The organism is Sphingobacterium sp. 18053 (assembly GCF_902706145.1).
GTDB lineage: Bacteria > Bacteroidota > Bacteroidia > Sphingobacteriales > Sphingobacteriaceae > Sphingobacterium > Sphingobacterium paramultivorum.
In genome coordinates, this window is the sequence record NZ_CACSJW010000003.1 from 451,085 (window position 1) to 464,923 (window position 13,839).

7 protein-coding genes are annotated in these 13,839 nt (G+C 41.7%); 1 reads left to right on the forward strand and 6 read right to left on the reverse strand.

Going from position 1 to position 13,839, the window contains the following annotated elements:
- Positions 1–170 precede the first annotated feature (170 nt).
- On the reverse strand, positions 171–857 hold the full coding sequence (locus GVK91_RS08695; RefSeq protein WP_235032824.1) for a hypothetical protein: 687 nt from the start codon (positions 855–857) through the stop codon (positions 171–173).
- Positions 858–1,053: 196 nt separating this feature from the next.
- On the opposite strand from GVK91_RS08695, the gene hepC reads away from it, so the two are divergent.
- On the forward strand, positions 1,054–3,048 hold the full coding sequence (gene hepC / locus GVK91_RS08700; protein ID WP_159727938.1) for a heparin-sulfate lyase HepC: 1,995 nt from the start codon (positions 1,054–1,056) through the stop codon (positions 3,046–3,048).
- Positions 3,049–3,169: 121 nt separating this feature from the next.
- Here the strand turns inward: hepC and GVK91_RS08705 are convergent, their stop codons facing one another.
- The 5 genes from GVK91_RS08705 to GVK91_RS08725 all read right to left on the reverse strand — a co-directional run bounded on the left by GVK91_RS08705 (position 3,170) and on the right by GVK91_RS08725 (position 13,592).
- Positions 3,170–4,180: a LacI family DNA-binding transcriptional regulator gene (locus tag GVK91_RS08705; protein ID WP_153847848.1), complete on the reverse strand. Its 1,011-nt coding sequence runs from the start codon at positions 4,178–4,180 to the stop codon at positions 3,170–3,172.
- A gap of 132 nt (positions 4,181–4,312) precedes the next feature.
- Positions 4,313–6,991: a DUF4962 domain-containing protein gene (locus GVK91_RS08710; RefSeq protein WP_153847847.1), complete on the reverse strand. Its 2,679-nt coding sequence runs from the start codon at positions 6,989–6,991 to the stop codon at positions 4,313–4,315.
- A gap of 21 nt (positions 6,992–7,012) precedes the next feature.
- A complete protein-coding gene (locus GVK91_RS08715; protein ID WP_159727941.1) occupies positions 7,013–8,371 on the reverse strand; it encodes a sulfatase in 1,359 nt (452 codons plus the stop codon).
- 155 nt (positions 8,372–8,526) lie between these two features.
- Positions 8,527–10,407 (reverse strand): RagB/SusD family nutrient uptake outer membrane protein, encoded by a 1,881-nt coding sequence (locus tag GVK91_RS08720; protein WP_159727943.1) that lies wholly within the window; start codon positions 10,405–10,407, stop codon positions 8,527–8,529.
- Between the two features lie 26 nt (positions 10,408–10,433).
- On the reverse strand, positions 10,434–13,592 hold the full coding sequence (locus GVK91_RS08725) for a TonB-dependent receptor (RefSeq protein ID WP_159727945.1): 3,159 nt from the start codon (positions 13,590–13,592) through the stop codon (positions 10,434–10,436).
- Positions 13,593–13,839 lie beyond the last annotated feature (247 nt).

A 13,839-nucleotide genomic window follows, 5' to 3' on the forward strand; every position in this document is an offset into this window, starting at 1 on the left:
AAAAAGAGCAAAAAGAAGATTATCGATCAATCATTGCACATTATCGACTTGCTGAATACCGTCTTAGGCTTTATCCTAAAACAGTATTTTGCTATCAGAAAGATATTATAAACCCAAAACTTTCAAATACTATAGCTAAGAAACAGTCGGGCAAAATTTATGGTGGATCCCTATTCAATGGCCATGGCAGTTTCAATCTCGTTGGAACGGCGCCAATGTGCATCCTGAAATTTATACTCCATCGATTCTCTGTCGCTAAGCTCCCAATTGTCCAATCGCTCTTCCAGATCAAAATAATAGATTACTCCCCCGTCATCTTTCACCAGCGCCATCTGCACCAGAGGATTCAGCAATTGCTTACTTTTGAGCAGCCCCCACTTTACATCAGGTGATGCCTTTGATTTGAGGTAATCGCCCATTACCGCAATATAATTCAGTTTATATTTTTCAAAATTCTTCTTGTCTGCTACAAAGGCATAAATCTTATCGATCTCAGCTGCAGTAACTACCTCGGATTCAATTCCAGCCGCTTGCAGGAGCTCTTCTTTCAGTACAGGGATAAAGGTATTTAAATGATCCATTTTTTCTCTGTTATTGAAATAGAAACGGTTCAGTGTGCCTTCCATGGGAAATATTTCCTTCTGGATCCAGTTTTCCATCAATACGCTGTCTTTGGTTAAGATCGCTTTGCTGAATGGGTTGAGCGGCATGATAATAAAGGTCTCCTTATATTTATAGACCTGAGCATTGTTAAATGCTATCGATTTCAGGAACGATCCTCCCTCTTTTGAGGACATATCATTGGCCGTGGCCCAATCGACCATCTTATAACTTGGCAATTGTGCAAATGATTTCATGGTCAGTAAACTGAAAATGCAGAAAAGAAGTCCAAACGCTTTCATAAAAAACAATACGATTTAAAATAGAGTAGATTTAAATTCAATTGAACAATTTTAAAAGTTTTTAATCGAAATTTAAAAGCCTAATCTTAAATTTTCCGATAAATTCACCCTCTATTTAAAGACCATAAAAAACATAATTTATCAAACAACTATGATGACTCTTAATAAGAAAGTACGCTATTTATATTTTCTCTTTTGTCTCCTATGTTTATTCAAGGGGGTGGTACAGGCGCAGCAAAAAATAGATAAGTCTAGCTTTACCAACATCAACCTCGATTACCCAGGTCTAGAAGCAGTAAAGAATGCTGTAGAGAGCAACAGATTTGATGTAGCAGCTGCCGCTTTATTAAAATACTATAAAACAAAGCTGCATGCAAACGAACCTGACTTTAGCAACATGGAAACGGCTGTCGATACGGTAGGGCCACTTAGTGCTGCAACGCGCGAAACTGCAGACAATGCCCTCAGACATCTTTTTAAAACACAGGAAAGCTATGGTTTTTTTGATTTTGGACAGGATATCAATTGGCAGTTATGGCCAGTCAAGGACAATGAAGTCCGTTGGCAGTTACATCGAGTTAAATGGTGGTTGTCTATGGCACTCGCCTATCGTAAAACCAAGGACGAAAAATATGCCAAAGAGTGGATATATCAATTTGACGATTGGGTAAAAAAGAATCCTTTGGGACTATCTGCGGATAATGATCGATTTGCGTGGCGGCCATTAGAAGTATCCGACCGAATCCAAAGCTTAGTACCGGTAATCAGTATTTTTCTTCAGTCGCCACATTTCACACCTGAATTCCTTATTCGCGTTTTAAACAGCTACCACCAACAAGCCGACTATTTGCCAACTCATTATGCCACAGCAGGCAACCATCGTTTATTTGAAGCTCAGCGCGTCCTTTTTGCCGGTGGTTCTTTTCCAGAGCTAAAACATGCCGATAATTGGCGAAAAAGTGGAATTGACGTTCTTAATACCGAAATAAAGAAACAGGTTTATTCCGATGGTGTTCAGTTTGAATTATCTCCGGTATATCATGCCGCTTCGATTGATATTTTTACAAAAGCCTACAGAAGCGCACAGCATTTTGGCCTTGAGCACGAGTTTCCCACCAGTTATAAAAGTACCATTGAAAAAATGGTACTGGCTTTTATCAACATTACTTTTCCAAATTATAACCAGCCTATGTTTGGTGATTCTTGGATCCGAAAAAAAGAGTTTAAGCTCAAACAATTTTCATCCTGGGCTCAGTTATTCCCAAAAAATCCTTTTATCCAATACTTTGCCAGTGACGGCAAACAAGGAAAGGCGCCCACCTGGTTGTCCAATGCCTCAAGTAAAGCCGGATTCTATACCTTTAGAAATGGTTGGACAAATGCTGCAACCATCCTGATGCTTAAAGCAAGTCCTCCAGGTGAATTTCATGCTCAACCTGACAATGGAACGTTTGAGTTATGGGCCAATGGACGAAATTTTACACCCGACGCGGGTTGTTTTGTCTACAGCGGCGATGCAGCGATCATGAAAAAAAGAGATTGGTTCAGGCAGACACGCGTACACAGTACCCTCACACTGAACAATGAAAACATGCTCATTAATAAAGCGCAGCAAAACAAATGGACAACAGGTAAAGACTTAACCGTATTAACCTATACCAACCCAAGTTACACCAATCTGAAGCACCAACGTACGGTTCTTTTTGTCGACCAAAAATACTTTGTAATTATCGACCGGGCCATCGGAGACGCTGTAGGCAAAATAGGCATCCATTATCAGCTTAAAGAAGATAGCAAACCAGATTATAACAGTAAAACAAATGCCGTTAACACAACATATTCAGATGGAAATAACCTCCTGATTCAATGCTTTAACCGCAAGGCCGGCCTCAAGCGGGAAGAAGGGAAAGTCTCCTATAGCTATGGCGAAGAAATTGATCGTCCTGCATTTGTATTTGAAACAACTAAAGGTAGTCATGAAAATATGAGCACTTTGGTGAGTATCCTATACCCTTATCAAGGAAACAGGGTGCCGAAGATCTCGCTCACCGAAAACAAAGACAACAATTATCAGGATGGTCTACTTGACATCAAACTAACACTAGATGGCAAAGTCAAATCATTAAAACTAGATATCAACCAGTAAAAATCAATTCAGGAAAGCTCCTGAATCCTCTATAAAAAGAGTGTTCCCTTTTTATAGAGGATTCAGTTACGCTTGTCCCACCCGACCATCTACCTCGCTACTGCTAATACAAGAATCTTTTTTATCCCGGAATTATATCCAAAAAGACAGTGTTATACGTTGGGGTGATCTGTAATCTTTTATAGTTAATTAATTCCAATATCGTTTCATAACACTTTATCGCCATTTGGCGTGAAGGCTGTGTAAAAACAGTCCAAGTGGGGTTAAGGATCCTTACATAAGCGGTATTTGAAAAACCGATAACCTGAACACAGTCAGTAAGCATTCCTTCATAGGTTAATAGCAAGGGCAAAACTCTTGTTGTTAATGTATCCGTTGTTGCAATGATACCATCATACCATACCCCCTCCTTCTGTTCTTTCAAGAGTCGAAGAAGTTGTTTTTTCAAATCTTCATTCGGATGATTGTATTCAATTTCAAGAACAGCCCAGCTATATTCTTGCTCTTGCTTACCTAAAAATGCACTCCTTATGCCCGCAATTCGTGCATCATTCGCACCGATACCTTTACAGCAGAGAAGCAATATATTTTTACAACCTTGTTTTAACAATTGTGTAGCAGCCATAGCGATTTCGCGTTCATGCCGTACCCCAATTTTATTGGCTTCCAATTGATGGTTAGTTCGATCAAAAAGTACCACTGGACACACCTGTTTTTGAATATAGGCTAGTTTTGAACCGTTGGAATCATCGTGTACAGGCGAAATAATAATGGCTGCCACCCGATTCTGGATCGCCACATCCAAAGCTTCACATTCTTTTATCGAATTATTAAAGGTCTGCAAAAGAATAACATTGTAATCTGTCTTCGAAAACAACATCGTGATTTCCTCAAAAAAATCAACAAAAAAGGGGCTTGACAAGAATGGAACGACAACAGCAATTGAATTAGAAGTACCCGTTTTTAGTGCCTTTGCAGCCAAATTGGGAATATAATTAACCGAGGAAGCATAGTCCCTCACCAAGGTTTTAGTCTTCTCGCTGATTTGATAGTTATCGTTTAAAGACCTCGATACCGTAGAAAAAGACAAATTTAGTGCTTTAGCGATTTCCTTTATCGTCACATGTTGCATGCTGAACTCGTTTTTAACTCAAAAAATAACCAATGCACAAAGGTCAACCCAATTAAAATCGAGTTGATCTTAGTCAGGAAAGACCTTTTATGCAATTGATAACCAAAATGAAGATTTTCTATAGAGGAGCCATTACCTGACAGCATCGTATTTCACCACATCCGGTAGGACATCGATCGTTTCATATTGCTGAACTTTCCCTTTAGAGCCCTCCATTAACAATGTGCTACCTTCCTGTTTTCGCGTGTATTTTTTACCTGCAAAATCGATTACCATTCCCCCCCCGTAATCAAAAACTGATGCAGCATCACCGATCTGTAGCTTTGCAGGTTTCAAACCATCAAGCTGGACAGTTATCTGCCAATTACCTACCTGCAATACCGTAAGGCCGTCGCCAGTATGGATACTTTTAATTACCTGCGGTTTACCATCTTTAACCTGTATGACTGTCAAATATCGCATCTTCTGCACCGCAGTAGAGGTAACCCCGCAATGCCATTGATCTTTAAATTCTTTAATATCGCCATTGACGTCCTTTACATTGGCCCAATTGACAGCTGGCTCAGAAAATTTATTATGGATCTTCATCCCTATTGGGACAGCCGCAAAAACGCTGGCCGTTGCATGCCCTCCTTCCATCATTACTTCAAAGTTTTGGACTTTACTGTCCATTGCTGGCAGGGCCTTCATTGCATAATAGGGTGCATGAAATTGGGTGGTCCATTTTATTGGCTGTTTTGCTTCAAGCTCGTCATACAGTACGATTATTCCGCCCTCCAGCTGTACCATGTGACGACGATATTTTTGTACCCCCACATCACCATATACACCCGTTGACTTAGGATCAATTCCTAACTGGTCAAACCTATTCAACCAAAAACTACTTTCAATAGCACCATAAGCATTACTTGCATCTCCTAATGCGTATTGAATCCGTTCGCCACTTAGCGCACGAGGAATCCATCCATACCCTTCCTCTCCAATTTTTTGGCTCAGGCTATCCACCAATATTGTGCTATATGCTCTTGAAGTACGGTAGTAGAGTAAATTATGTTGATCACTAAAATTACCGTAATAACCCGAACCTCCAAAAACCGTCTTTCCCTTAAAGTTGACTGTTATCGCATTTTGTGAAGCACTTCCATGTCCAGATGAACCAAATGGGTTACTCATCAAATAGCTACTCAAATCTTTTTTTGTATCTGCCAAATTGGAATGTATGGCCGCAACACCCACATCAGCAAAATTTCGCAGCTTAGGGAGATCCTCTGGCGACTGCTGAGGCAGCTTCCGGTAAGGATTATAATTAAGTAGCCGATAAAAAAGATAATCATCAGAAGGCCTTGTAAAATACTCGGGATTGTCTTTTTTTATCGTTGCTACATACCAATTTAAATAAGGGTTTTCGGCACGATAAGCAAAGGCATCAGCAAATAATCCTTGCTGTCTGGTCATAAAAGGCGTGTTCTCCCACATATCTCCATACGCAGTTGTTGCCGATGCAGGTGGATGCGTATACATCAGGTAAAATGGAAGATTCTTCATCCAAGGAAGCTGGTAATAATCAACCCCAGAAAGATCGCCGAATAATTGACTTAGGTAAATCATAGATTTATAGTTGACTTTGAAATAGCCATTGCCCTCATGCCAACCGCCATCTGTTGTCCCCAATACAGGATAACGCGCACTCCACACCTCGTAGAGATACGACAACCATTCTTTCGCTTCTGGAACATCCCCTATAACCGCTACAGTGGCAATGGTCAAATTACGCATGGTAATTTGCCAAATATGGTTATCACTGACATGTAATTCGAACCTATTGGGCAAATGGTCATATACGCGCTTCGCCCGTAATCTTATTATCTGTTGCAATAAGCTCTTCTCCTTTTCTGTCAAGATGTGATATCCTGTATCATAAAACCAGCCCAAAGCTTCAAGCACTGCTCCACTTGTAAAATCGTCACCCGTTGCGAGTCCATTGGGATCCATTTGCGCGATATTCAAGGCTCGTCGTTTGGCATCGCGTAAAAAGCGTTCGTCTCTGGTCAACTGGTAAGCAATACACAGATTGCTGATCGGTGTCCCCACCGCATCCCCAAAACCATGGTACATCGCCTCGATAATCTTCTTCTTTTCGAGCGGCGTCTTACCCGTAGTATCGATGACGCGCATTGGCTTTTCCACTGGCAAAGGTTCCTGCATCAGCTTTTCAGCGTAGGCAATAAAATGATGTGCTTCAGGATTGTTCCGGTTATTTTTATAAAACACTTCGCCACGTGTATGCATATCCCATAATCGCGGATGGGCCACTTGGTTACGTGCAAGCACCTCACTTACAGGCGGAGATACTTGTTGACCTTGCGTCTTCGCATCGATGACAAAATCATACACCTGCGACCATGTCCAACTGTCGCTTCCATTCTTTGCATAGGCATATTTCCAATACCAGGAACCTGGGGCCAAGGACTGATGTAACGGATACACCGCCCAGGCCTGAACATCACTTGCGATGACATTTTTGGTAAATTTGCTATCCCTAGCTAAAACAACTTTGTACCGTACATCAGCAATACCTGGATCCTGCGGTACTTCACTTCCACTTTCCATCGGCAGGACCATCTGCGTACCATTTGTAGCAGGCCACATCAACGCCGGAGCATTGGAAGAAACAACCGTCCCCCCCATTGGATAAGGCCACTCACGTACACGTGCATGCAGTTTATCCTGGCTCAGTTTAATCACTCCAGCCTCCTGCGCCGATACATTCAATGCGACAACGGTTGAAAAAAGATATAATAAAGTTTTCATAGTTATGAATGTGTTACCATCTTATAAAACATGTTGTTCAAAAGCGTCACCATTATTTTTACACCAAGATTTAAGGTACTGACGCATAGACTTTAATTTTGCTTTATAAGCAGGCACTACTGCCAGATTGTTTGTCTCTCCTGGATCCTTAGCAAGATCAAATAGTTGCTCCCGTATCTTACCTTCGCTGTATACAATATACTTCAGACCATCGGTAATAACTGCTCTGCCACTGATCCCCAAGAGCTCTTCATTATCTGCAAAATCAGTTTCCACAACCAAGGTATCGCGCAGGTTTACGTGGGTTGCTGACAACCTTTTGCTAATATCCAATCCCTTTAAATACGAAGGAGCCTTTACCCCCGTAAACCCGCATATTGTTGGTATAATATCTGTACCATTACAGATCAACATATCATCGACTCGAGGTTTAATTTGCCCTATTTGTGAAATAATAAAAGGTACTTTGATCGATTCTTCATAGAGGACCTGCTTTTGGTTCCAACTATGCCCAGCGTAGCCATCACCGTGATCAGAAGTAAAAATGATAATCGTATTTTGTTCAATACCATACTTTTTCAAAGATGCCAGTACCATCTCAATATAATTATCAACCTTTTCCACTAACCTATTATAGGCCCAGCGGTACTGACGCCATTGGCCTTCTGTCCAATTGATGCTCGGATAGGTACGAAAATTAGACTTTTGTTGCTCTCGCACCATTTCTGGCTCATGTGCGGGTTTTTTCCAGTTCATGGGTAAGACAGGGCATAGTTCGGGTGCTGGAGCATCTTTGAGAACATCCATTTTCAATTCTTCATCCCGTGCCCATTCACAGATATCATGTGGATTCAAAAAAGACGCAACCAGCAGAAAGGGATCTTTTTTATGATCACGGATAAAGCGCGCACAATAGGAAGGCGTCGCAGCATCGTTGTAATCCAAAAAATCTGTGTTTTGAATATATTCAAAACCATGCTGGCTTATCTTTGAGACGGGGATTGACAGATGCCATTTCCCTACATAGCCTGTTTTATACCCCCCTGCCTGAAAAATCTTCCCCATCATCAGAAGGCTATCCGGCCAAAGACCATCTTTTTCCGGAACATTACCTACAAAACCCGTTTCGTGTGGCCGACGACCACTGAAAATCGCCGTACGTGATGGAGCACACAAGGGTTGCACGCAATATGCTCTCCTAAATCTTACACCATTGGCAGCCAGCTTATCCATGGCCGGAGTATGCAGATCACTATTTCCGGCAGCACTCATGGCATCTGCCGTTTGCTGATCGGTCATAATAATCAAGATATTTGGTCGTTGCTGGACTTGGGCTTCAGACCTGCCTAAAAGTCCTATAAACAACAGCACTATGATCATTATATTCCTTTTCGTTTCGGTTCCGAAACCTTTACGAAAAATACGCGTCCTATTCATTCCTGCTTTTGAATTGTTCAGTAATTTGATCTATAATTTTTTATTTACTTTTTGGGTATTAATTCCACAAGTATCGAACTTCCTTTTTGCTGCACGACTTAAAAGCCTGGATTCTGTCTTGTTATCGCCTTATTGACATCTGTTTCATTTTGAGGGAATGGATACAATTCATGTTTCCCAGGCACAAAATTATCAAAGGCAGGATAAGGGTAATTTGCGCGTATAGCTTTTACTTTAGTATTGGTTTCTGCAATCGCACTGGACAGTTTATTCCAGCGGATCAGATCTGCGCGGCGCATTCCTTCAAAACAAAGCTCTTTTGCTCTTTCATCGATAATAAGATCGAGGAATGCAGCCTGGTTCAAACCAGGTTTAACAGCAATCTGCGCTGTCGTAGCCTTCGGTAAAAATGCAGCGGTAACAACGGCACCGGAACCTGCCCCCCCGGTAATCGATACGCTAGGAACAGCTGTATATCCCTGTCCCACATTATCCACGACAAGGGTCTTTAAACTATTTGTGCCTGTATTTCGCGCAGTAATTCTTGCCGCCGCAAAATTGCCACCACCGCCAGATACTGTAACGATCGGATTGGCCGTGTACCCTGCTCCGCCATTAACGATCGTTAAGCTAAGGCCATAATTCATGTTATCCAGACCATACGCTCTTCTCCGCACCTGATTGATTGCATCAATTGCAATCTCATTTGGACCACCATTCAATTCATTTTCCACTTCTGCACGCATAAGCAACAGATCCGAGTAGCGCATCACGACATGATTGATATACGTGAAGCTGGCTTCCAAAGCATCATTTGACTGGTATTCCCTACTCCATTTACCAACCGCCCAATTGGCTTCGTTGTTTCCCGTTAAATAAGTCCGTGCTCCTGCTGCATTAATGTTGTATTTTGCAACGACAAAATCTTTTCGTTGATCATTATCCTGAAATAGATCGTAAAATGGCCGCATCACGATGTACCTTGGATTTGTGGGCTGAAAAACACCCTTTGCAGTCGTTGGCGCATTCCAAAACCCGATCCACGAACCGTTACCGCGCGTCCCTGATGGGTTAGCGAAAGCAACCTCAAAGATATTTTCAGTGAACTCTAATTTATGCATGCATTGGTTTTTGAATACCTGTATATAATCCGGGTTGAGTTTATAGACACTTGCTCCTATCACTTCATTGATCTGTTGCTGTGCCAAACTATAGTATTCCTTGTATTTGTCAGGCCTTTTCATCGTTCCTTCGGCATTAAGGGAATAGCCACCGGCAAATAAAGCTACCCGCGCAAGCATCGCCTTACAGGCCCATTTATTAATACGTTCGTTTGTTGGCATTGCTGCAGGAAGAAGTTCAGCGGCTTCCTGCATATCTTTTATGACTTGCCCATAAATCTCGTATCGGTCGGTCAAGCCAACGGTTAAATTATCTCCCGCTTTGGAGGAAGAAATTTTAAATGGCACATCACCCCAGAGACGTATCAATTCCGAATAATAGAAACCTCGCAGAAACTTGGCTTCCCCTAAAAAGCGATTCAACTGTGCTTTCTGATCTTGCGAGCCACTTTTAAATTGATCCATCTGCTGGATATTTTCGATCACGGTATTGGCCCGATTTATCCCCGTATAAAAAGCGCTCCAAACCGTATAATAAACATTTGTTTCTGGCATAGCTTTATAATGCGGTATCACCCGCCACGCATCGCCCGTATCACCCGAAATTTGACCAATATCGGTATCCGTGTCAAAGACCATAGGCAGATTCCAACCATAGACATCGACCGCAGACATAACTTCATAAACGCCCAATATTGCCATATTGGCTTCATTGACATCAGCAAAAAAATTATCACTCGTAAAGCTGGAATACGCTTCCGCATCCAATATTTTTTTGCACGAATGCAGGGGTAACAAGGTGAACAGAGAGAAACCCGCGATAAGCAAATTTCTGGAAGATTTTATGTTAAGGTTCATATCAAATATGATTTTAAATATGCAGTTTATAAAGACAGATTAACTCCCACAACAAAGGACTTAGCCTTCGGATAAGCACTGAAATCCACAGCTGGGGTGATCGCATTGTTGATCACACTCACTTCCGGATCGTAACCTGAGTATTTGGTAAATACATGCAGATTGTAGGCTGTAACATAGATCCGTGCGTTAGCAATCTTTGCTTTATTCAGTAGCTTTTTAGGCAATGTATAACCGAGACTAATAGTATTGATCCGTAAAAATGAGCCGTTTTCAATCACCCGATCAAACAGTCTGCCCGTAGAATATCCGGTGTATGAAGCGACTGTTTTTCCCTGGTTCAACGCAGCAAGCTGCTCCGGATTGTTCATGATATTGTTGCCCGCAGCGTCGATTGTCGTAAATCTATCGGCCATAAACCCAAAAGTATTGTAGTAGTCGTTATTGACCATATTGGCGAGGGTATTCGCGTTGTATACATCATTTCCCACTACAAAGTTCAAAAACACACTGAGGTCTATTCCTTTATAACTGAATGTGTTCGCGATTCCACCCGTATAACGTGGGTTGGCATTTCCGATGTAGGTACGGTCATAATCGTTGATAATGCCATCAGGGGCGCCATTCGGCCCGCTAATATCTTTAAATTTTTGAAATCCGGGCTGCACCGTCACATTATCTTTTACAACTCCTGTTTTAAGTGAATAGGTATTATTTGAAGCATTGAAATCAAAATCATCAACAGTATATAAGCCATCAGCAAGATAACCATACATAATTCCGACAGGTCTCCCCACTTCAAGAATATAGTCATTGGACGTCGTATAACTGTTGGTCACCATGGTTTTTTCATCATTGCTCAATCCAAGTACTTTTGTCTTCGGAAATGCAATATTGACATTGGTACTCCAATTGAAATTATTGTTTTTAACATTAACTGTATTTAAGGTAAATTCTAAGCCTTTACTGGATGTGGTACCGATATTTTGAAATTGTGTTGTGTAGCCGGAGCTCGCTGGTATACGCGTATTGAACAATAGGTCTTTCGATCGGTTGTTGTACCATTCGGTCGTCAAGGTTAGCCTTTGATTGAACAAGCCGAAATCAAGCCCTATATTTGTTGCCTGGTTCGCCTCCCATTTGAGCTTTGGATTGGGCAAATTGCTTTGATAAGCTGTCGGTGTCATCTGACGGTTTAGCGGATAGAAACCTGAATTAAAAATTCCTAAGAAAGCGTAGTTTGCAATTCGGTTGTTACCTGATTTCCCGTAGCTGACGCGCAATTTGAGATCCGATACTGCAGGGACAGCTTTCATAAAACGCTCGTTCACAATACGCCATGCTCCCGCTACCGAAGGAAAATATCCCCATCTGCTTTCGGGAGCAAATTTGGACGAACCATCAGCGCGTAAGGTTGCCGTCAGTAGATATTTGTCTTTAAATCCATAATTTAATCGACCGAAAAAAGACAGCAACATATCTTCTTCTGCATGCGAGGTCGGAAAATTAGCGACCGTCCCCATCGATAGGTCGTTCCATCCATGATTGACTTGCGGGAAATTGATCGCACCGCTACCAAAGCTCTCCATATAATTACGGATATATTCTTGGCCTAAGGTGAAGTCTACCTTATGATGATCAAGATAGGTGTCGCTATAGCTCAATGTATTGCTATAGTTGAAGCGATTGGTCTGTATATCATTAATGCTCCCAAAAGGACCTCCTGCCCGAATTGCAGTAACGGAGCGAGAATCCGTAAATTGTTTACTCTTGTTGCCGTTCTCCGTATAACTGACCAACCCCCGGTAGATCAGTTTTTTCGTAATGTTATACTGCAAGGTAGCACTCGCATTCAGGGTCTTGATCAGTTGTTCCCGTCGTTGTGACTCCAAGGCTATTATTGGACTTTGAAAAGTCGGTGCTTCAGGTGCTGGATCATAGGGATCCCGTTCAGCATCGATGAGGTCAGCATCCGAATCATTGCGTCCATTAACAGGCCGATATCTAAGTACAGTCTGCAGAAAACTTAATCTTGTATTTCCACCTTCATTGGTTCCCAATCCTGTAATTTTCTGATTTGAATAGTTTACAATGGCATTTAAGGTAACCTTATCACCTAATTTATGATTCAAGGTGAGTTTAGCAATATTTTTCAAAGCTCCGCTGTTGATCATAATTCCTTTATCATCGTTGCGGGAATAGAACACATTAAACTTCGTATCTTTGCTACCACCGTTCATACTCAATTTGTGATACTGGCTGACGGGCGATCCGCCAAAGATTTCATCCTGCCAATTTATACCCGGTTTATTTCCATAGTAGTATTGCAGCGAATCATAAGTCCCGTAACGGTTGAGAAATAAGTCTTTCTTGACCTGGTCGGTTCCGGTACGTTCCCATTGCAGCTTCAGGTACTCATAGGAATTCAATAAAGGAAGATTAGCGTTAAATTTTTTCACGCCCACGTAGCCATCATAATTAATTCTCATCTTACCGGCTTTGGTAACTTTGGTCGTTACCAACACGACGCCATTTGCTCCACGAGCACCATAAATTGCTGTTGCAGAAGCATCTTTTAAAACATCAATAGACTCAATATCCATCGGATCCAAAAATGCCAGACCGTCTGTTTGTGGGACACCATCGACTACATACAAAGGTTCATTGCTTTGCGTGATTGAAGTACCACCACGAATTTTTATCGAAGGATTCTGCCCCGGAGTACCGTCATTGGTACTTACCTGAACTCCCGAAAGGCGTCCTTGCAACGCTTGCGCTACGTTTTGAACAGGCACCTTTGCGAGCTCCTCCCCTTTTACAGAAGAAACCGCACCGGTCAAATCTTTCCTTTTTTGCGTACCGTAGCCGATCACCACGACCTCATCCAGACTATTATCCTCCGTTTGAAGGGAAATGTTTAGCGTTGTCCGGTTATCGATTTGTCTTTCCTGGGTTTTATATCCAACATAGGTAAAGACCAATACACCATTGGCTGGAGCAGCAATTGAAAACCTGCCATCTTCTTTCGATGCCGTATTTCGCTTCGAGCCTTTTTCCAAAATAGTAACACCGACCAATGCCTTGCCACTTTCATCCTGGACCCGTCCTTTAATGGTTATCGTTTGCTGTGCATAAGTGCCCAGACAGCCAAACAATAATACCCAAATCAACCAAAATTGCTTCATTGTATAAATTAGGTTTTTAATTAATTTAATTGTGTTTATAAGTAGTTTGTCGTTTGCCAGCGTAATCATCATAATCAGTAGGTGGATATATCTTTGGCAATACCGCTAGGACAAACTTAGCATTCCACGGTCTGAATCGATTTCAATAATGATAAAAAAGCTTACAGTTTTGATAAATAGAAACCTAACCAGCTTAGTATCAACTTAAATAAATCTCAAAAAAATCATTCAGCGCAAGTTATCCTGC